Source organism: Desulfosporosinus sp. BICA1-9, assembly GCF_000802135.1.
Map to the genome: position 1 here is coordinate 1 of NZ_JUEE01000171.1, position 20,921 is coordinate 20,921.

The following is a 20,921-nucleotide window of genomic DNA, read 5'->3' on the forward strand; positions in this document are numbered from 1 at the left end:
GAAACATCGATTCCGACTACGAAATCGTTAAGAAACTGAGACAAGGGAACACAACCTTTCAAACAGAATGAATCAGAGCATCCACTTAAGAAGAATGTCAAACAACCTTGCATTTGAAACGGGTAACACTAGAATAGTGACCCAACCAGCTAAACATCGAATCATTCTTGTGGAGTGACACGCTATTTTACGGATAAGCCTCAAAAAGAGGGATCCAGGAGGAACGCACATCTATCTCTCTGCCAAAAGTGATTATAGCACGATATTTACTGATTGAGGTCCAACGTGTCAACTAATTCATCTGAACAATAAGGAGTAAGTTATCAAGGAACGTTCGGGTTGGTTTTGAACCATCGACCCTATATCTATCTTACAAGGAGGATAATAGATGAAGAAGGCGGTCTTAACGGCAGATGAAGCGATCGCGTTGATTAAGGACGGAAGTATGGTCGCCATTGATGGATTTGTGGGTATCGGACACCCGGAAGAATTGACAACGGCTTTGGAAAAAAGATTTGTCGAGACAGGTAACCCCAGAAATTTATCCTTGGTTTATGCAGCAGGTCAGGGTGATTCTAAAGATCGCGGAATGAACCATTTGGCACATGTTGGTCTCATTAAGCGTGTCGTTGGTGGTCATTGGAATCTTGCGCCTAAGTTAGGAAAGATGGCTGTTGAAAATAAAATTGAAGCCTACAATTTTCCACAGGGGGTTATTACCCATCTTTTCAGAGATATTGCAGCCGGTAAACCGGGGACGTTAACCCATATCGGCCTAGAGACCTTTGTCGATCCACGCAATGGTGGAGGCAAGTTAAATCAGGTCACCCAGGAGGATTTAGTGGAGCTAACGAGTTTTAGAGGGAAGGAGTATCTACTCTATCATTCATTTCCGATTAATGTAGCACTCTTAAGAGGAACATCGGCCGATGAATTTGGGAATATTTCGTTTGAAAGGGAAGCACTCAACCTTGAAGGTCTCTCCATTGCCCAAGCTGTGAAAAACAGTGGCGGCATCGTGATCGTTCAGGTGGAGCGTGTTGTTCAAGCAGGAAGTTTAAAGGCAAGGGATGTCAAAATTCCTGGTATTTTTGTGGATGCAGTGGTGATCGCCAGCCGGCCTGAATTTCACATGCAGTCGTTTGGCGAACAATATAACCCCTCCTACAGTGGCGAATTACGATTTCCATTAACCGAACTCAAAGCAATTCCTCTCGATGAACGAAAGATTATGGCCAGAAGGGCTTTCATGGAAGTCAATAAGGGGGCAATTGTTAATTTAGGAATCGGAGTTCCTGAAGGGGTAGCGTCGGTTGCTGCGGAAGAAGGGGTCTTAGAGCAATTTGTTCTGACAGTGGAATCCGGCCCGATTGGAGGAGTACCTGCCGGAGGGTTAAGTTTTGGAGCAAGTTTTAATCCGGACTGTATCGTAGATCAACCGTATCAATTTGATTTTTATGATGGTGGAGGGCTGGACATCACAGTTCTAGGGATGGCCCAGTTGGACAGACACGGTAATGTCAATGTAAGTAGGTTTGGGACGCGCATTGCCGGGGCTGGCGGGTTTATCAATATTTCTCAAACTGCGAAAAAAGTTGTTTTTTGTGGATCCTTTGCAGCCGATGGATTAAAGGTTGAGGTAAAGGACGGCAAGCTCGTCATCCTCCAAGAAGGGAGAATTTCTAAGTTGCTCCAAGACGTCGAGCATATCACGTTCAGTGGAAACTATGCTCGAAAGAAAGGGCAGAAGGTATTGTTTGTTACAGAAAGGGCCGTATTTAGACTCGGAGAACAAGGTCTTGTACTTGAAGAAATTGCCCCTGGCATCGATCTTCAAACGGATATTTTGGCTTTGATGAGTTTTAAACCTGCTATTTCTGAATCTTTAAAAACAATGGATTCAATACTTTTTTATCCAGAACTGATGAAAATTAATTATGAATTCGATGAAAGGTGTGCAGCAAAATGAAAATAAACGATAGAGTTGCCTTAATCACCGGAAGCGGTCAAGGGATTGGTAAGGCCATCGCGCTTACCTTCGCTAGAGAAGGAGCAAAGATCGCAGTCAATGATATTGCGTTTAATGAGGTTAAGGCCATGGAAACCGTGGAGGAACTCCGGAAACTAGGGGTAGAGGCTGAGCTTTTCCTCGCGGATGTCAGCAAAGAAGACGAAGTGAACAGTATGGTGGAAAAGGTTATCGAGCGGTTCGGAAGGGTTGATATTCTCGTCAATAACGCCGGAATCAATCGGGACGGACTACTTCATAAAGGTAATCTATCCAACTGGGACGCTGTCATGGCGGTCAATCTGACAGGACCCTTCATCTGTACGAAAGCAGTGCTTCCATCGATGCGTGGGCAGGGATATGGACGAATTGTGAATCTATCCTCACTAACGGCCCGCATAGGGATCTTTGGAACTGGATATTATGCAACCTCAAAATCTGGGTTGATCGGGTTAACAAAAGTAACGGCTGTTGAAAATGCAACCAAGGGAATTACCTGTAATGCCTTGGCGCCTGGATATATCAATACGGACATGATGAATAAATACCCTGCAGAGCAGTTAAAAGCACTAATAGCAACCATTCCGGTTGGGCGTTTTGCTGAACCTGAAGAAGTAGCAGATGCAGCCCTTTTCTTAGCCTCAGATTCCTCTGCATACATCACAGGCGCGGTCCTGGATATAAATGGCGGAAGTTTCATTTAAATTAGAACGATAGGAGGGATTTTGAGGGCGGGATAGACGTGGTAATAGTGAAGCCTCTGCTATAAATGTCAGCTGAAGCAATAGCCAGAGTTAGAGCGCTTCATTTTATGATAAATAAAGCAGGCCATTGGATCTAGTGAAAAAATAAAGTTGGAGGTGCATTTTATTGGCGGTTCTTGGAATTATCCTAAGTTTAGTTTTGCTGATGTACATGGCTTACCGCGGTTTTTCGGTCATCTTTTTTGCGCCGGTCTTTGCTCTGTTGGCGGCGGTATTATCTGGCATGGCTTTAATGCCAACCTATACAGAAGTATTTCTCCCCAATATGGCGAATTATCTAAAGGTCTATTTTCCATTCTTCTTACTAGGTGCCGTTTTTGGCAAAGTAATGGAAGAATCCGGAGCGGCTGAGTCTATCGCTAAAGCGATTGTGAACAAACTTGGACCCAAGCAGGCTATATTGGCGGTTGTCTTATCTGCAGCAATTCTTACGTATGGTGGGGTTAGCCTTTTTGTGGTCGCCTTTGCTGTTTATCCCTTTGGAGCTTCTCTGTTTAGAGAAGCAAATATCCCGAAACGACTTCTACCGGGAACGATTGCTTTAGGCGCTTTTACGTTTACTATGACTGCAATACCAGGAACACCACAGATTCAAAACGCAATTCCCATGAAGTTTTTCAATACTGACTTGTATGCTGCACCAGTGTTTGGTACGTTAGCTGCCCTTATGATTTTTGGAGGCGGTATGGTCTGGTTGGAATATCGTAAACGGCAAGCACAAGCTGCAGGGGAAGGATATGGTCAGCATACCCTTCAGGAACCAGATCAAGTTGAAGGCAAAAGCCTTCCTAATCCCTATTTATCTTTACTGCCCTTGCTCTCTGTTTTAGTAGTCACCTTAATCCTGCAAAAGTATATTTTCCCCGCTTGGGATATTGCAGGTTGGGTAACTCAAGCACCTTATAATATTGCTAAAGCTGGAATTGTCGGAACCATGAATAACTGGGCCTTAATCATTGCGCTTGTAGTAGGGATAACGATTGCAGTCCTTATCAACCCTAAAACCATCAAAGGAAATCTTGCCAAGGCTATTAATGCTGGTGCAATCGGCTCCTTGCTAGCTGTGATGAATACGGCTTCCGAAGTCGGCTATGGTAATGTTATCAAAACTCTGCCAGGTTTTAAAACGATTGCTAACTTCTTATTGGGTATTGGCCAAGGTGGCAGTCCGCTTCCCTCGGAAGCAGCTACGGTTACTGCCCTAGCTGGTATCACAGGCTCTGCCTCTGGTGGCATGAGCATTGCCCTGGATACCTTTGGCAAACAGTATTTAGAATGGGCTACTAGGGTTAATGTAAATCCTGAACTCCTGCACAGAGTTGCTAGCGTAGCCTCAGGCGGGATGGATACGATGCCCCATAATGGTGCAGTTATCACACTGTTAGGTATCGTTGGACTCACGCATAAGGATTCTTATAAGGACATTTTCGTCACGTCTCTGCTTATACCCGTTGTAACTGTCTTTACCCTCATTTTTTTACAAAGCATCATAGGTTTCATTTAAATTTGAAAGATTCTATCTAAATTGAAGCGTAGGATCCATGATATCGTAAACTAACCACCAAGATCCGGAGTGATATTAGAACTTTGGGTCTTGGTCATGATTTTTTAAACATCGAATCAATTTTTGGTAGGATTGAGAGAGCTCTGGTAAAAGGGGAGAATGCTAATGCTACAACAGCTGCTCCAGATGATGCCGCTGGTGTTTGAAATCATTTTTAGGAAGGGTTCCGTGGTAGTTTTTGATCGAGAAAAGTATCAGGGCGTATTACGCGGAGAGCGAATTTCGTGGAATGTAAATCCTGGTGATTCAATCGTTGAAGGCTCGTCAGCGGAGACAGCTCTAAGAACTGGAAAAAGTGTGGTCAAGGAGATCGGTGCTGAAGTTTTGGGAATTCCTTATTATGCAGTGGCTTTTCCCCTGATCGTCGATGGCGAAGTTATCGGTGGGATGTCCGTGGGTGTCCCTACTGAACTAAACCACATTAGTCAGGAATTAAAAGGAACTTCGTTTGAACTGGCTACATCTCTGCAACAAATGTCGATTGCTATTGAGCAGATCGGCCAAACGGTGCAGAGTCTTGCAGAATCGGGGCAGACAATTACACTTGGTTCACAGAGTGTGCATGAAAAATCCCTAAAAACAGAAGAAGTGGTACAGTATATCAATTCTATTGCCAAAAACACAAAACTCTTGGGCTTGAATGCTTCGATTGAAGCTGCACGGGCCGGAGAAGTCGGGAGAGGGTTTAGTGTTGTGGCCTCGGAAATCCAAAAAATGGCTGTTAATAGCGCAGGATCGGCGGCGGAAATCCAGGAAATGATGCGCGGTATGCAAGAAATGCTCGGTGGCATGGTGACTAAATTAGAGAAATTTAGCGATCATACGCAAGATGCTTTGGCGGCGATTGAAGAAATAGGAGCTTCGATACAGTCTCTCGCTCAAACGGCTCAACATTTACAAGGCTTGGCTGAGAAATTATGAAATTGAAGTTTCATTGAGATTAAACTATAGGAGGTTGGGACATGATAGAAGTTGTTATTGTTAGTGCAGTTCGTACCCCTATTGGATCCTTTGGTGGAGCTTTAGGGCAAATTCCGGTGATCGAATTGGGAGCACTGGTCATCAAAGAGGCCATTAGACGGGCTGGCATAATTCCCGAGCAGGTCGATGAAGTGATCATGGGAAATGTCTTGCAGGGGGGGTTAGGGCAAAATCCTGCCCGCCAGGCGGCTATAAAAGCCGGTATCCCTCAGGAGGCACCCTCCTGGACTCTAAATAAACTTTGCGGATCTGGGCTTAAATCTGTGGAGAGTGCGGCTCAAGCTATTATGACAGGAGATGCAGAGATCATCGTTGCCGGTGGAATGGAAAGTATGTCGATGGCACCATACGTACTGGAAAAGGCCCGTACGGGTTATCGCCTGGGAAATGGCACGATGATTGATACCATTCTTAAAGATGGATTAACTGATGCCTTCTACGACATTCACATGGGGATTACAGCAGAGAACATCGCTGAACAGTTTGGAATTTCCCGTGAAGAACAAGACACTTATTCAGTACTGAGCCAAAATCGAGCAGAAGCCGCCATTAAGGGAGGTCTTTTTGATGAGGAGATTGTTCCAGTCCTTATTCCGCAGCGTAAGGGGGAACCTGTAGTTTTCAATAAAGATGAATTTCCAAAGTACGCGACGACCTTAGACTCTCTGACTAAACTTCGTTCAGCCTTTAAAAAGGAGGGCACAGTGACTGCGGGAAATGCTTCGGGTATCAATGACGGAGCTGCTGCTGTGGTTGTTATGTCTAAGGAAAAGGCCCTCGAATTAGGTTTGCATCCGCTAGCTTCGATTGCATCGTTTGCTTCCGCGGGTGTGGATCCTAAAATTATGGGTACTGGTCCGATTCCAGCCAGCCGCAAAGCGCTGTCCAAAGCAGGACTCACCATTGAGGATATCGATCTTGTAGAAGCGAATGAAGCCTTTGCTGCTCAAACGCTTGCAGTTGCCCGAGAACTTCAGCTTGATACAGAAAAAACCAACGTAAACGGTGGGGCGATCGCTTTAGGTCATCCGATTGGCGCCAGCGGGACACGAGTCCTCGTAACACTCTTGTACGAAATGAAACGTAGGGAAGTTAAACGAGGTCTCGCTACGTTATGTATTGGAGGAGGGCAGGGTACGGCAATGGTTGTGGAAAGATCAACAGCAAGAGATAGTCTGTTTAACTAGGAGTGGGAAAAACTGACAAGAAATAAGTTTTACCCAAATGGAATATATGACCAAAGGATAGGTGTAGCATCGGTGCGACATGTAGAGGATTTGCCGCATTGACGATGAATGGCAGGGAATAGCAGGATTATTAAGGTTAAACGAGTAACCACATGTAGCTAAAATGCTACATGCGATTACTCGTTTTATAATGTTTTTTCTTTACAACCCTTACGGATTAAGCCTCAAAGGTTTTTTTGCTATTGGCATAAATATTGCAATAATAAATTATGAATATATTCAGATTATTATGAAGATTGAGAGATGGAGAGTAATAGTTTTTCACAGAATCAGTATGGTAATAGCTTACAAGAGTTAGACAGGAGGGGAACTGATGAAGAAGTTGGTGCCGGTCTTAACTGCAGATGAATCGATGGCGTTGATTAAGGATGGAAGTATGGTAGCCATTGATGGATTTGTGGGCATTGGACATCCAGAAGAATTAACGACAGCTTTGGAAAAGAGATTTTTAGAGACGGGGGCACCTAGAAATTTATCCTTAGTTTATGCGGCGGGGCAGGGTGATTCTAAGGATCGTGGAATGAACCATTTGGGGCATGTTGGTCTTATCAAGCGGGTTGTAGGTGGACATTGGAACTTGGCACCTAAGTTAGGGGAGATGGCTGTAGAAGATAAAATCGAAGCCTACAATTTTCCCCAGGGGGTCATTACCCATCTCTTCCGAGACATTGCAGCAGGTAAGCCGGGGACGTTAACTCATATTGGTCTTGAGACTTTTGTAGATCCACGCAATGGTGGAGGAAAGTTAAATCAAATCACGCATGAGGATTTAGTAGAGCTAACGAGTTTTAGAGGTAAGGAATATCTCTTATATCATACATTTCCGATTGATGTAGCCCTCTTGAGAGGTACGTCGGCTGATGAAAACGGAAACATCTCGCATGAAAAAGAAGCCCTTACTCTGGAAGGTCTCTCTATAGCCCAAGCTGTTAAAAACAGCGGAGGAATTGTGATTGTTCAAGTGGAGAGAGTTGTTCAGTCCGGCAGCATTAGGGCAAGGGATGTCAAAATACCCGGGATATTAGTGGATGCAGTGGTGATCGCAAGCCGACCTGAATATCATATGCAATCGTTTGATCAGCAATACAACCCCTCTTACAGTGGCGAACTACGTCTACCTTTAACGGAATTGAAGGCGATGCCTCTCGATGAACGAAAAATTATTGCCAGAAGGGCCTTGATGGAAGTTAACCCAGAAGCCATTGTTAATTTGGGGATTGGTCTACCTGAAGGGGTTGCTTCTGTTGCTGCAGAAGAGGGCGTATTAGAGAGATTTGCTCTGACAGTGGAATCCGGTCCAATCGGGGGGGTACCTGCTGGAGGCTTGAGCTTCGGAGCAAGTTTTAACCCAGACTGCATTGTTGATCAACCGTATCAGTTTGATTTTTATGATGGTGGTGGATTGGATATCACGGTTTTAGGAATGGCTCAGTTAGATAAGGCGGGAAATGTGAATGTCAGTCGCTTCGGTACGCGAATTGCTGGTGCAGGAGGATTTATAAATATTTCTCAAACTGCAAAAAAAGTTGTTTTCTGTGGGACCTTTACTGCTGATGGACTAGAGATCGAGGTTTCGGACGGTAAACTCCAAATTCAAAAGGAAGGCAAGGTTTCTAAGATAATTCAAGAGGTTGAGCATATCACCTTTAGTGGCAATTATGCTCGAAAGAAAGGGCAGAAGGTAGTTTTTATCACAGAAAGAGCGGTATTTAGCTTAGGAGAACAAGGGCTGGTACTAGAAGAAATCGCGCCGGGAATTAATCTTCAAAAAGATATTTTAGATCTCATCAATTTTAAGCCCGTTATTTCTGAATCATTAAAGACAATGGATTGGAAAATATTTTTTCCAGAACCTATGAACACGATCAGGAAACTCAACTAAAGGAGTGCCAAGGTGCTTCATGTTAGGATAGATATAACAGGTGTTCACATAGGAGCAGAGAGTCGTAATAAGTTCTGATTTTGAAATTGAAGAAAGGGGTGAAGAGAAAGAAAAACAGTTCTTTTTACCAATAGGAACATGAAAGTTGCGACCATAAATTAAATTGGAGGTGCATTTCATTGGCGGTTCTTGGAATTATCCTGAGTTTGGTCTTGCTTATGTACATGGCTTATCGAGGTTTTTCAGTCATCTTTTTTGCGCCAGTCTTTGCTCTTTTGGCGGCGGTATTCTCTGGCATGGCTTTAATGCCAACCTATACAGAAGTATTTCTCCCCAATATGGCGAATTATCTTAAGGTCTATTTTCCATTCTTCCTGCTCGGTGCCGTTTTCGGTAAAGTAATGGAAGAATCCGGAGCTGCCGAGTCGATTGCCAAAGCAATCGTCAACAAAGTTGGAGCCAAGCAGGCTATTTTAGCGGTTGTCTTATCAGCAGCGATTCTAACGTATGGAGGGGTTAGCCTTTTTGTGGTCGCCTTCGCTGTTTATCCCTTTGGAGCATCCATGTTTAGAGAAGCAAATATTCCAAAGCGTCTTTTACCAGGAACGATCGCTTTAGGTGCCTTTACCTTCACCATGACAGCAATACCCGGTACTCCCCAGATTCAAAACGCGATACCCATGAAGTTCTTCAATACGGATTTATATGCTGCACCCGTGTTTGGTACGCTAGCCGCACTCATGATTTTTGGCGGCGGTATGTACTGGCTGGAATATCGTAAACGACAAGCACAAGCTGCGGGGGAAGGATATGGTCAGCATACTCTACAGGAACCGGATCAAGTTAAAGATAAACACCTGCCTAGTCCCTATCTGGCATTACTACCTTTGCTTTCAGTCTTAGTGGTTACGCTGATCCTACAAAAGTTTATTTTTCCGACCTGGGATATTGCTGGTTGGGTAACTCAAGCACCCTATAATATTGCTAAAGCCGGAATTACCGGAACTATGAATAACTGGGCCCTAATCATTGCCCTCGTAGTTGGGATAACCATCGCAGTCCTTATCAATCCCAAGACCATGAAAGGAAATCTTGCCAAGGCTATCAATGCTGGAGCAATCGGCTCCTTGCTAGCTGTGATGAATACGGCTTCTGAAGTTGGCTATGGTAATGTTATTAAAACTCTGCCAGGTTTTAAATCGATTGCTAATTTCTTATTGGGCATCGGCCAAAGTGGCAGTCCACTTCCCTCGGAAGCAGTCACCGTTAACGTTTTAGCTGGCATTACAGGTTCTGCCTCAGGTGGCATGAGTATTGCTCTAGATACCTTTGGAAAACAATATTTAGAATGGGCGACCAGAGTTAATGTAAATCCCGAACTCCTGCACCGAGTCGCTAGCATAGCCTCAGGCGGGATGGATACGATGCCCCATAATGGTGCAGTAATCACGCTGTTAGGTATTGTTGGGCTCACGCATAAGGACTCTTATAAAGACATTTTCGTTACGTCCCTGCTTATACCAGTCGTTAGTGCCTTTATCCTCATTTTCCTACAAGGCATCATAGGTTTCGTTTAAACTCAGGAAGTCTTTCTCACTAAATCATAGGAGATAGTGATAGTTAAAAACTAACCACCAAGATCCGAAGTGCATTAGAACTTTGGGTCTTGGTTTATTTTTTTAGCTTACACTTAGTTTAACAGAACGAAGCGGAGAGAACTTTTGCGAATCTAGAATTGTTATGTGGGTCGCTACTTTCGTGTCTACGGATGTATACGTGTATTCGTTAGTTGACATAGGTTCTTAGGTCTGGAGACTAACACCAATTGCGATTATTAATTCAAAAATGTATTCAAACGTGTACATATTAAGAAACTAGACATTTTCAAAATTCGCACGCTCAAAAGGCCTGTAAGCCTTGGGGTTGTTAATAAAACAAAACATGATAGCTATTAAAAATAGGACGTTGGCATAAAAGTTGCATAAATAATTCTATATATTCTGAATAAAATACTAAATATATCTGTAATTAGACAAGGAAAAAGGGATCGAAGCTCGAAGACATAATGTTAATGCTATGTGAAAGATGAAAGAAAGGGGGTAAAGGGAGGCGTGTCAGGACTTATACTGGTTTATACCGGGAATGGAAAAGGCAAGACAACAGCGTCTTTAGGGTTATGTATGAGAGCACTTGGACATAACCAATCTGTCGGATTTCTTCAATTCATGAAAGGGAGTAAGAATTACGGAGAAGTAAAACTAGCCTCCGTGTTACCCAACTTTACGTTAGTACAATCAGGACAGGAATCCTTTGTATCGTACGAAAATCCAGATCCAATTGACATTCAGATGGCCCAAGATGGGCTTAAACTTGCTCAGCGCTGGCTTGAAGAGGACAAATTTGACTTAGTGGTCCTTGATGAACTCCTTGTCGCGGTTGCTTTCAAATTAATATCGGTTGATCAGGTCCTAGATTTAATCAAAAAGCGACCACTTCATCTCAATTTGGTTTTGACAGGTCGTTATGCAGCACCCGAGATAATGGAAATCGCAGATACTATCACTGAAATGACTGAGCAAAGACATGCTTACCATCGAGGGGTGGAGGCAAAGGCAGGGATGGAATTTTGAATAAAGAAACACTGGATCAATGGATAGCACGTCTTTTTGACCGAGATCGCAGGGCTGTCGCCAAACTCATCTCTTGGGTTGAAGACGATGTTGAACGAGCGTATATTATGCGTTCTGTCCTAAAACAAACAGGACATCAGATGGTTGTAGGAATAACAGGGCCTCCAGGAGCGGGCAAAAGTTCGTTAGTCGAGGCTTTGACAAAACACTACCGTGTACAAGACGAAAGGGTGGGTATTGTGGCAGTCGATCCTAGTAGTCCGTATTCCGGGGGGGCTATTTTGGGAGACCGAATTCGTATGCAGGCCCATGGGACAGATCGGGACGTCTTTATTCGCAGCATGGGGACTCGGGGACATTTAGGGGGAGTGACTCGTTCAACAGCCGATGTCTTACGCATTTTAGAGGGCGGAGGATATGGGCGGCTTCTTTTGGAAACGGTCGGAGTCGGTCAGTCTGAACTGGAGATTATGCAAATTGCAGATACCGTCGTAGTTGTCCTTAACCCCGGGACGGGGGATGGAATTCAGGCCATTAAAGCGGGAATTATGGAAGTCGCAGATGTCTTTGTGGTCAATAAATCAGATTTGCCAGGGGCCGAGCGCATGAAGAATGACATCGAGATGATGTTAAACTTGAGTTGCGATGGGAAAGCTTGGCGTCCACCTGTTGTACTTACCAGCGTTCTTAGCCAAAACGGGGTAGAGATTTTATATGAAAAGATTGGGGCTCATCAAGCCTACCTGAGAGAATCTGGGCAAAAGGATGAACGACGTAAGGCGCGTCTCCGTCGGGAGGTCTGGCGCCATTGGGAAGATAAACTGCAGGAAGTTTTCGAAAATGTTTGGGAAGTTGCCCAAACTAAAGGGGGAGAAATGGATCAAGGTGATTCCTACGAACTAGCTGAGAGGTTATGGGAAGAGCGTTTTAAAGGGGGACAGATAGGATGAGTGTAAATGATAATTTCTTGCGCTGGAAAGCGAACTATGACACTCAGAGGGAGCGAAAAGGTCCGTTTTATACGGTTTCTAGTGTTCCGATCGATCCGCTCTATACACCTGGAAATACAGCCGAAATCGATTACGAACGTGACTTAGGAAATCCTGGTGAATATCCCTATACCCGTGGAGTTCGCTCAAATATGTACCGTGGACGGCTCTGGACCATGCGACAGTTTGCCGGGTTTGCCACAGCTAAAGAATCGAATGAACGGTATAAGTTCTTACTCAGCCAGGGCCAAACTGGTCTGAGTATTGCTTTTGATATGCCGACCATTATGGGCTATGATTCGGATCATCCGCGTGCCTATGGAGAGGTTGGCCGTGTCGGAGTGGCCATCGATTCTCTGGCAGATGTAGAAACTTTGTTCAAGGATATCCCACTGGACAAAGTCAGTACCTCTATGACCATCAATGCGCCAGCATCCATCATTTGGGCCATGTATATTGTGGCAGCGGAAAAACAGGGTGTACCCGCCCAAAAATTAACGGGAACCCTGCAAAACGATATTTTAAAAGAATATATCGCTCAAAAGTCATGGATTTTCCCTCCTGAGCCTTCCTTACGTCTGATTACGGATATCTTTAGGTATGCCAAAGATAATGTGCCTAAGTGGAATACCATCAGCATTAGCGGCTACCATATTCGGGAAGCGGGAGCAACTGCCTTACAAGAATTGGCGTTTACTCTCGCTGATGGATTTGCTTATATTGAGGCAGGTATCAAAGCAGGTCTAGATGTGGATGACTTTGCGCCTCGTTTGTCGTTCTTCTTTAACTCGCATACGGATTTCTTCGAAGAGATCGCCAAATATCGCGCGGCGCGACGAATCTGGGCACGCCGCATGAAGGAAAAATACGGGGCCAAAAAGGAAGAGAGTCTACTGATGCGCTTCCACACTCAAACCGCCGGGTGTTCTCTGACTGGTCCTCAACCAGAAAATAACATCGTGCGAACAGCCTATCAAGCTATGGCAGCCGTGCTAGGGGGAACTCAGTCGCTGCATACGAACTCCATGGACGAGGTGTTGGCGTTGCCCTCGGAAAAGGCAGTTCAGATTGCACTTCGAACCCAGCAAGTTCTCGCTTATGAAACGGGTGTCGTGAATACCATCGATCCTCTAGCTGGTTCGTATTTTGTGGAAGCCTTGACCAACCAGATGGAAGAAGGTGCTGAAGAGTATTTCCGTAAAATTGCTGAGTTGGGTGGGGTACTGGGTGCTATCCGAGAGAATTTCTTCCAGCAAGAAATTGCTGATGCTGCGTATCGCTATCAACAAGAGATCGAAAGCAAGGATCGGATTATTGTCGGTGTCAATGAATTTGTCACTGAGGGCAAAGTCGAAATTGACTTGTTGAAAATTGACCCTGAAGTTGAGAGATCTCAAGTGCGAGGGCTTAAGGCTTTAAAAGAAAGTCGGGATAACCTTCGGGTTCAGACCACATTGACTGATTTGAAAGAGGCGGCTCAGGGATCAGATAATATGATTCCGAAGATAATCGAAGCTGTGCGGGCTTATGCCACTGAGGGAGAAATGATTGCTGTCCTCAAAGAGGTCTTCGGGGAGTACCGAGAACAAGCCGTATTTTAGGACATTGTGGGAGGGAACGTTATGAAGAAGGCTCGTATTCGTGTCTTGGTGGGTAAGCCAGGCTTAGACGGACATGACCGGGGTGCGAAAGTGATCGCCCGGGCCCTGCGTGATGCCGGTATGGAAGTCATCTACTCAGGATTGCATCAAACCCCGGAACAACTTGTGGAAGCAGCGATCCAAGAAGATGTCGATTTAATAGGAATCAGTGTTCTATCTGGGGCACACATGACGATTTTCCCAAGAATTAAGGAACTGCTGAAAGAGCAGAATGCTGAAGACATCTTACTGATGGGCGGAGGGACAATCCCTGAGGAAGATATCGCGACCCTTATAGAGGCTGGACATGCCGAAGCCTTGTTTACCCCGGGGGCAACCACGACGGAGATAGTGAGTTGGATCAAGGCTAGATTAGCGGTTAGTAATGCGGACGTTGTCTGATTGGAATAATGATGGATTGGATATTTATAAAGTGCAGTGAAGTAATCAGAAAACCGTTTGCCAAAAAAATGAAGATCTCGAGGCGTGCATTAAAGCTTAATGTGCGCCTTTTGTTTACTAGCAACTTGACCCACTAATAATTATAATTGACAAAGGTTCAACGAATAGATAAAATAAGTGAGTAATCACTCATTTTAAATTTGGCGGTGAATTTAACAATTTGGAGGAGCTTATGAAGTCAAAGCAAGAGAATAAGCAACGGGAAACCCGTAGCAAGAAAACAGCAGAAGAGCGGCGTCAAGATATTCTTGAAGCAGCTCTGATGGTTTTCACACAAAAAGGTTTTAATGGTTCAACGACTGCGGAAATAGCCCGTGCAGCAGGTGTCGCTGAAGGGACTATTTTTCGGCATTTTGCCACTAAGAAGGAATTGCTGGTTGGGGTTCTGAAACCGAAAGTCTTAGATGGGATCATCTATCTGGACAAGGAACACAAAGAAGCAACCCCAGTGGAATTTTTCCGGTGTTTTCTGAAGAATCGCTTGGAGCTTATCAATGAAAATGACGGGCTTTTTCGCTTTATGTTTGCTGAAGCGCAGTACCACAGCGAAGTTAGAGAGGCCTTATTTCAAGGAATCCTAGAGCAGGGTATTACTATCGTCAAGCCTTGGTTCGAAAAGGGTGTAGAACAGGGGGATTTTAGACCTCTTCCGTTTCTATCCCTGATGCGAAGTTTTATGGCGATGGTTCTGTTTTACGGTATATTCAATCACGTTTTTCCAGGCTTATCTCCGGAAAAAACAATCGATGAGGCGGCTGATAATATGCTAGAGCTCTTTTTTAATGGGTTACTCATTAAGTAAGGACGTAAAAACTCAATGCAAATCTTAGCGATTTACGAAGGGAAACATAGTCTGAGTTCAAGGAGAGGGAGGAGAGAAGTCGTGAGAAAAAAGGCTGCAGTCTTAGTCATTATTCTAGTTCTTATTACCCTATCGGTCTTGGGGGAGCGGTATCTTAACCGTTCAGCAGACTCAAACACGTATTCTGGAACGATTGAAGGAACTGAAATTCCAGTGCAAGCAGAGCTTGGCGGCAGAATCGTCGAGTTACTAGTCAGTGAGTGTCAGGTCATAAAAACAGGGGACGTTATTGCCAAACTAGATGACAGTCAGGCTAAAATTTCCTTGGATATCGCGAAGATTCAACAGACTCAGGCCCAAGCTAAACTCAACGACCTTTTAGGAGGGGCACGAGTGGAGGAAATCCGTAGGCTTGAGCAAGTGGTGAGCCAGGCGAAGGCTAATATGGCTACACTGGAACCGAATCTTAAATTTGAAGAAGATAATCTTGTCAATAATCAAAAACTATACGAGAGTGGTGCTATTAGTAAACAGGTTGTGGATGCACAGCAAAATAAAATTGATACGTTAAAAGCCCAATATCTGAGCGCTCAAGCGAGTGTAAATGTAGCACAGGCCAGTTTGGACCAAGCCCAAGCTGGTTATACTCAACCGACCATTCAGGCTCAGAAAGCGGCTGTTGATATTGCAGCTCAGTCCATTAAGACGGCAGAACTGGGCTTAAGCAAGCTGATTATTAAAAGTCCTGTTAGTGGCCAGGTACTCTATCAAAATGTTGAGTTAGGTCAAGTTGTCAATCCCGGCACAAGCCTCGTAACGATTCTGGATCCCAATGATTTGTGGATTAAAATATATATCCCGGGAGCCAAGTTGAGTCAGATAAAAATGGGCGGGACGGTTGCTATTGCGGCTGATTCATACCCTGACAAGACGTTTAAAGGACAGATCCAATATATCAGTAATCAATCGGAATTTACTCCGAAGAACGTCCAGACAAAGGAAGAACGAACGACGACAGTATACGCTGTTAAAATAACCATTACAGAAGGTAAAGACCAGTTGAAAGCAGGTATGCCAGCAGATGTGACCCTGGAGTAAAGGAGTGAGGCAAAATGAATTTGGCGATTGATTGCCAGGGTTTGGTCAAACGGTTTGGCACGTATACGGCAGTTCAAGGAGTAAGCTTTCAACTTCCTGCCGGAGAGATTATGGGTTTTGTCGGGCCAAATGGTGCTGGGAAGACAACCCTCATCCGCATGCTTTGTGGAGTTTTGGTTCCGACAGAGGGTCAGGCTACTGTGTTGGGGTATGACGTCTTGACACAACCTGAGGAAATCAAACAGCGTATTGGCTATATGTCCCAAAAGTTTAGTCTCTACGAAGATCTAACCGTGCGTGAGAATCTTGACTTCTATGCAGGGGTATACAGTCTACATGGAAAAGCAGCCCAAGAACAGAAAGCGCGGGTCATTGAGCGGATCGGCTTGAGCGAGCGAACCACCCAGTTAGTCTCTTCCCTCTCAGGTGGATGGAAGCAAAGAGTGGCTTTAGCTTGTGCGTTACTTCATAATCCCCAATTGCTTATTCTTGATGAACCGACAGCTGGGGTGGACCCGGTTTCACGGCGTATTTTCTTAGATTTGATCCACCAGTTAGCGAAAGAAGGAATGACGATTTTAGTCAGCACCCACTACATGGATGAAGCAGCAACCTGTGATTACTTGGGTTTTGTTTTCTATGGGCGGTTAATTGCCTTTGGTTCGCCGGACGATATGAAAAAAAGAGAGGCTAAAGATAATTTAGATGATCTTTTCATTTATTACGTTGAACATGAAGCCTCGGATGATCCTCGCAATCTCACCCTCAAGAAAGGGGGGCGAGGCTAATGGGAAGATTTTCCTGGGTACGTTTTTTAGCAGTCTTGAGAAAGGAATTCATCCATATCCGACGAGATCGCGCCAGCTTAATCATGGCGATTGTTATGCCGATCGGTATGCTCCTCCTGTTTGGTTATGCCGTAAATACGGATGTAGACCACCTTCCTACCGTGGTTTGGGATCAATCTCAAACTACCGATAGTCGTGAGTTTATAACCTCAATCCGTAACACCCAATATTTAGATCCCGATGATTATGTCCAAGGTTATCATCAGATCGAAGGCTATCTGGATAGTGGTAAGGCTCGGGTGGCAGTCATTATCCCGCCTGATTTTGGCAAAGAGTTACAAAGGGATAATGGGCAGGGTGATGTACAGGTTTTAGTCGACGGCTCCGATCCTACCGTTGCTCGGGCGGCTATGTCCGCGGTTCAGATGTTGGGTCTGAATAAATCTTTGGAAATTCAGGGGGTTCGGCTTGCTGCTAGAGGTGCGGCAGCGGGTACAAACATGCCGCTTAATATCGAGACCAGAGTCTGGTACAACCCGGACATGAAGTCGATGGTCTTTAACATTCCGGCCTTGATCGGTCTGATCCTGCAAAATGTGATCACTATGTTAACGTCGTTTTCGATTGTTCGAGAAAAGGAACGTGGGACCATGGAGCAAGTGGTCGTTACCCCTATTCGTTCGCTTGAATTGCTGATGGGAAAGCTTCTCCCGTTTTTGTTGATCGGGTTTGTCTCTCTGTCCTTAATTTTAGCGACTGGGATTTTCTGGTTTGGGGTTATGCCGGCAGGAAGTATTCCCCTTCTGGTGCTCTTATCCACCATTTTTTTGTTTACCATTCTAGCCATCGGGCTGTTGATCTCCAGTGTCGCTAGGACTCAACTTCAGGCCATGCAAATGACGTTCATCTTGATTTTGCCCTCGATTCTATTGTCGGGCTTCATCTTTCCTCGGGAAACGATGCCGACTCTCTTAAAGGTTATAGGCGGATTATTTCCGTTGACGTATTTTTTGGAAATCGTGCGGGGAATTTTCCTCAAAGGGGTAGGGATGGAGTACCTTTGGCAGGACACGCTCATCTTATGTGCATTTGCAATCATCTTGGTGGGAATCGCAGCCAAGAAGTTTAAGAAGAATTTAGATTAGGAGGGTGTGAAGTTGCTGCGCTCACCCACGGCGCCGTCGCTACCATGCTTGATGACTCGGCGAGAACGGCAAACCTCTGGGCTATTCAGAATGTGAACCTGTGCCGTTCTGGTGCCGAGTCATCTAAGCCTGGTTGACGCGACTTTGCCTAACGGGTTCGCTTCGCAAAATCACACCCTCTGGCTGGGGTCGACGTAGGTCTTAGAACGACGGTGGTTGGAACGACGAGGGCGTGGAACGGTTGAATTGCTTCGCTCTCAACGCGCTGTTTGGCGCTGGAGTTTGAACATGGTATGAGAGAGTATGCAAGTCAAGTTCAAGTCAAGAACCTTCCCTGACTTGTATAACTTGTACTTGAAAAGATGGTATACTATTATGGGTAGATCGGTAGCTAGAGAATTATTGGAGGGAAGAATTATGAAGAAGCTTAAATACGGGTTATTATTTTTTGCGTTTGTTTTAATCCTAGCAACCATTGGGTGCGGATCACAGACCCCTAATACTGTCAGTTCACCACCTCCGAATAAAGATGATACTCAAACTCAAAGTAAAGTGGAGACACCCACTGTCAAGAATAATCCGATTGTCACAATTACTATGGAAAGCGGAGAGCAGATCAAAGTGGAGCTTTATCCTAATGTCGCTCCTAATACTGTGAAAAGCTTTATATCTTTGGCTCAAAAGGGGTTTTATAACGGGTTGATCTTTCATCGAGTAATTCCCAGGTTTATGATTCAAGGCGGAGATCCGAACGGAAATGGTACTGGGGGACCAGGTTATAGCATTAAGGGAGAATTTACGAATAACGGTTTTGAAAATAATCTGAAGCATGAACGTGGCGTGATCTCGATGGGCAGAACACCGCAAAGTAAAGACTCAGCAGGCTCCCAATTTTTTATCATGGCAGCGACTTATCCGAGCTTAGACAAAGAATATGCCTCCTTTGGTAAAGTGATTAGTGGCATGGAGACTGTGGATAAAATAGTCAATACTCCGAGTGGTGAAAAGGCAAAGGATAAACCTAATCAAGACCAGGTCATGAAGAGTGTGACGGTCGACACCTTAGGTGTCAACTATGGTGAGCCGGAGGTAATTAAGAAATAATGTACAAACCAGCGAAACGTCTAGAAGGTTTAGGAGCGTCAGTTTTTACGGAAATGGACAACTTAAAAAAGGAACTAGAAAAAGAGGGAAAAGTATTAATTAATCTAAGTATTGGAAGTCCGGATCGAGCCCCAGCTATGGAAATCCGCCAGGTTCTCAGTCAGGCCGTTCTTGACGAAACCCAATATGGCTATACCCTCACTCGAGGAACAGAAGAATTTCGCAAGGTTTGTGCAGCATGGTATCTAGATCGATTTGGAGTGTCGCTGAATTCCGAAACTGAGGTACTTCCTCTAATGGGTTCTCAGGATGGACTGGCTCACATTTTCTTAGCTTATATAGATCCAGGCGATATGGCATTAATTCCTGATCCAGGATATCCGATTTATACCGCGGGTCTGATACTGGCCGGTGGAGAGAAAGTTGCGGTCCCACTATTAGAGGAAAATGGCTTTTTGCCAGATCTCCGCAAGATTGATCCAGACATAGCCCGTAAAGCGAAACTCATGCTTTTGAATTATCCGAATAACCCCACTGCAGCAGTGGCCACTCTTTCATTTTTTGAAGAGGTTGTGGAGTTCGCAAAGGAGTACGATCTTCTCATTTGCCATGATGTAGCTTATTCTGAATTAGCCTTTGAAGGATATCGACCTGTGAGCTTTTTGCAAGTTCGAGGGGCAAAAGAGGTCGGAATTGAATTTCACTCTGTCTCTAAAACGTACAATTTAGCCGGGGCGCGGTTAGGGTTTGTCGTTGGAAATGCTGACGTCATAGGAACTCTCTCTCAACTCAAATCGAATATTGATTATGGAGTGTTTGCCCCGGTATTAAAGGCCGGTGCGTTTGCTCTCAGTTCTGTGCAGGACTCAGTCGAAGAAAATAGGAATGCTTATCAAAGGCGACGGGATATTTTAATCGAGGGCTGTGCCTCAGCAGGTTGGAATATACCAATTCCTAAAGGTTCAATGTTTATCTGGGCACCAGTACCGACAAAACAAGACTCGGTAACCTTTGCCAGGGAGTTGGCTCGTGAAGCGGGCGTGATTGTGGTGCCAGGGCTGGCGTTTGGGGATCACGGTGAAGGCTATGTGCGAATCGCGATGGTTCAAGAAGAAAGTGTTCTGCGGGAAGCAGTTGGGAGAATTCAGAGATTTTTAGGGAAACAATAGAATAGGATTATTGCAAAATTGTAGAGTTAGACCTAAAAAGGCAAGGGTCTCGAAAAGAGGGACCGGTGCCTGAGAAACCTCCGAAAAAGTAAGCTTTTGATTAAGGCACCACTTTCATATCTTGAATAGGATAATGACAATAAAGAAGAAGCCCGCTGAACTCTTAAAGAGCAGCGGGTTTCTTCCCTTTTCGATCCGCCCCAGGCTTAAACGCCGGGGATACAGTATCTTATGTTATGGCCGTCCAGGTTGTTACATAGTAAAGAAAAATAAGATGAACGCGAAGGCTCCCGCTGGGGTACTCCCTAGATTAAAAAGCCTGACGACTGAGGTTGTCACACTCTTAAGCCTGGCCACATATCCTATGAGTAAAATTAGCCTCAAGGAGTGTGGATATCATGCCTGATACAGTACCTGATGTCATCAGCGGACGCACGCCGCATGTAATCGCGGCTGAAATTAAGATGATCAAATACCAGGCTGAGAGGATCTACCTTACCGCCGCCGTCGAGATCGGAGGGCGGCTGACGGAGGCCAAGGCCCTGCTCATGCATGGAGAATGGGGTAAGTGGCTGGAGGAGTCGGTCAGTTACTCTCAGAGTACGGCCGACAGATTTATGAAGGTCTTCAGAGAGTACGGGAGCAAAC

General features: G+C 44.9%; 18 protein-coding genes. All 18 read left to right on the top strand.

Annotated features, from left to right (window positions below; all coding sequences use genetic code 11):
* The first annotated feature begins 388 nt into the window (after positions 1 to 388).
* Entirely contained in the window at positions 389 to 1,969 is a 1,581-nt protein-coding gene (locus tag JL57_RS21455; protein ID WP_034143978.1) for an acyl CoA:acetate/3-ketoacid CoA transferase, read from the top strand.
* Complete coding sequence (gene fabG, locus JL57_RS21460) at positions 1,966 to 2,712, top strand: 3-oxoacyl-ACP reductase FabG (RefSeq protein WP_034143979.1); 747 nt, start codon at positions 1,966 to 1,968, stop codon at positions 2,710 to 2,712. Before JL57_RS21455 ends, fabG begins: the two co-directional genes overlap by 4 nt.
* Before the next feature lie 166 nt (positions 2,713 to 2,878).
* Positions 2,879 to 4,276, top strand: coding sequence for a GntP family permease (locus tag JL57_RS21465; RefSeq protein ID WP_034143980.1), 1,398 nt, complete (start codon positions 2,879 to 2,881; stop codon positions 4,274 to 4,276).
* 165 nt (positions 4,277 to 4,441) lie between these two features.
* Positions 4,442 to 5,257 (top strand): methyl-accepting chemotaxis protein, encoded by an 816-nt coding sequence (locus JL57_RS21470; RefSeq protein WP_034143981.1) that lies wholly within the window; start codon positions 4,442 to 4,444, stop codon positions 5,255 to 5,257.
* A gap of 41 nt (positions 5,258 to 5,298) precedes the next feature.
* Positions 5,299 to 6,504, top strand: coding sequence for an acetyl-CoA C-acetyltransferase (locus tag JL57_RS21475; protein WP_034143982.1), 1,206 nt, complete (start codon positions 5,299 to 5,301; stop codon positions 6,502 to 6,504).
* A 373-nt stretch (positions 6,505 to 6,877) separates the two neighbouring features.
* Positions 6,878 to 8,446, top strand: coding sequence for an acyl CoA:acetate/3-ketoacid CoA transferase (locus JL57_RS21480; RefSeq protein WP_034143983.1), 1,569 nt, complete (start codon positions 6,878 to 6,880; stop codon positions 8,444 to 8,446).
* A 179-nt stretch (positions 8,447 to 8,625) separates the two neighbouring features.
* Entirely contained in the window at positions 8,626 to 10,023 is a 1,398-nt protein-coding gene (locus JL57_RS21485; protein ID WP_034143984.1) for a GntP family permease, read from the top strand.
* Between the two features lie 534 nt (positions 10,024 to 10,557).
* On the top strand, positions 10,558 to 11,076 hold the full coding sequence (locus JL57_RS21490) for a cob(I)yrinic acid a,c-diamide adenosyltransferase (RefSeq protein ID WP_034143985.1): 519 nt from the start codon (positions 10,558 to 10,560) through the stop codon (positions 11,074 to 11,076).
* A complete protein-coding gene (meaB, locus tag JL57_RS21495; RefSeq protein WP_034143986.1) occupies positions 11,073 to 12,026 on the top strand; it encodes a methylmalonyl Co-A mutase-associated GTPase MeaB in 954 nt (317 codons plus the stop codon). Before JL57_RS21490 ends, meaB begins: the two co-directional genes overlap by 4 nt.
* Positions 12,023 to 13,666, top strand: a complete 1,644-nt coding sequence (locus JL57_RS21500; protein ID WP_034143987.1) for a methylmalonyl-CoA mutase — start codon at positions 12,023 to 12,025, stop codon at positions 13,664 to 13,666. Before meaB ends, JL57_RS21500 begins: the two co-directional genes overlap by 4 nt.
* A 21-nt stretch (positions 13,667 to 13,687) precedes the next feature.
* On the top strand, positions 13,688 to 14,107 hold the full coding sequence (locus JL57_RS21505; protein ID WP_034143988.1) for a cobalamin B12-binding domain-containing protein: 420 nt from the start codon (positions 13,688 to 13,690) through the stop codon (positions 14,105 to 14,107).
* Between the two features lie 232 nt (positions 14,108 to 14,339).
* Entirely contained in the window at positions 14,340 to 14,969 is a 630-nt protein-coding gene (locus JL57_RS21510; RefSeq protein ID WP_034143989.1) for a TetR/AcrR family transcriptional regulator, read from the top strand.
* An 81-nt stretch (positions 14,970 to 15,050) separates the two neighbouring features.
* Positions 15,051 to 16,067, top strand: a complete 1,017-nt coding sequence (locus JL57_RS21515; protein ID WP_034143990.1) for an HlyD family secretion protein — start codon at positions 15,051 to 15,053, stop codon at positions 16,065 to 16,067.
* A 14-nt stretch (positions 16,068 to 16,081) separates the two neighbouring features.
* Positions 16,082 to 16,855 (top strand): ABC transporter ATP-binding protein, encoded by a 774-nt coding sequence (locus JL57_RS21520; protein ID WP_034143991.1) that lies wholly within the window; start codon positions 16,082 to 16,084, stop codon positions 16,853 to 16,855.
* On the top strand, positions 16,855 to 18,000 hold the full coding sequence (locus tag JL57_RS21525; RefSeq protein WP_034143992.1) for an ABC transporter permease: 1,146 nt from the start codon (positions 16,855 to 16,857) through the stop codon (positions 17,998 to 18,000). Before JL57_RS21520 ends, JL57_RS21525 begins: the two co-directional genes overlap by 1 nt.
* A 597-nt stretch (positions 18,001 to 18,597) precedes the next feature.
* Entirely contained in the window at positions 18,598 to 19,104 is a 507-nt protein-coding gene (locus tag JL57_RS21530; protein ID WP_034143995.1) for a peptidylprolyl isomerase, read from the top strand.
* Complete coding sequence (locus tag JL57_RS21535; RefSeq protein WP_034143993.1) at positions 19,104 to 20,273, top strand: aminotransferase class I/II-fold pyridoxal phosphate-dependent enzyme; 1,170 nt, start codon at positions 19,104 to 19,106, stop codon at positions 20,271 to 20,273. Before JL57_RS21530 ends, JL57_RS21535 begins: the two co-directional genes overlap by 1 nt.
* A 398-nt stretch (positions 20,274 to 20,671) precedes the next feature.
* Positions 20,672 to 20,921, top strand: a 250-nt coding sequence (locus tag JL57_RS21540) for a DUF3102 domain-containing protein (RefSeq protein ID WP_034143994.1), incomplete at its 3' end; no start/stop codon positions are given.

What these genes read in the sequence shown, in the direction of transcription:
- JL57_RS21455 (WP_034143978.1), top strand. Translation starts at nt 389, where the DNA reads ATGAAGAAGGCGGTCTTAACGGCAGATGAAGCGATCGCGTTGATTAAG.
- fabG (WP_034143979.1), top strand. Translation starts at nt 1,966, where the DNA reads ATGAAAATAAACGATAGAGTTGCCTTAATCACCGGAAGCGGTCAAGGG.
- JL57_RS21470 (WP_034143981.1), top strand. Translation starts at nt 4,442, where the DNA reads ATGCTACAACAGCTGCTCCAGATGATGCCGCTGGTGTTTGAAATCATT.
- JL57_RS21475 (WP_034143982.1), top strand. Translation starts at nt 5,299, where the DNA reads ATGATAGAAGTTGTTATTGTTAGTGCAGTTCGTACCCCTATTGGATCC.
- JL57_RS21480 (WP_034143983.1), top strand. Translation starts at nt 6,878, where the DNA reads ATGAAGAAGTTGGTGCCGGTCTTAACTGCAGATGAATCGATGGCGTTG.
- JL57_RS21500 (WP_034143987.1), top strand. Translation starts at nt 12,023, where the DNA reads ATGAGTGTAAATGATAATTTCTTGCGCTGGAAAGCGAACTATGACACT.
- JL57_RS21505 (WP_034143988.1), top strand. Translation starts at nt 13,688, where the DNA reads ATGAAGAAGGCTCGTATTCGTGTCTTGGTGGGTAAGCCAGGCTTAGAC.
- JL57_RS21510 (WP_034143989.1), top strand. Translation starts at nt 14,340, where the DNA reads ATGAAGTCAAAGCAAGAGAATAAGCAACGGGAAACCCGTAGCAAGAAA.
- JL57_RS21520 (WP_034143991.1), top strand. Translation starts at nt 16,082, where the DNA reads ATGAATTTGGCGATTGATTGCCAGGGTTTGGTCAAACGGTTTGGCACG.
- JL57_RS21525 (WP_034143992.1), top strand. Translation starts at nt 16,855, where the DNA reads ATGGGAAGATTTTCCTGGGTACGTTTTTTAGCAGTCTTGAGAAAGGAA.
- JL57_RS21530 (WP_034143995.1), top strand. Translation starts at nt 18,598, where the DNA reads ATGGAAAGCGGAGAGCAGATCAAAGTGGAGCTTTATCCTAATGTCGCT.
- JL57_RS21535 (WP_034143993.1), top strand. Translation starts at nt 19,104, where the DNA reads ATGTACAAACCAGCGAAACGTCTAGAAGGTTTAGGAGCGTCAGTTTTT.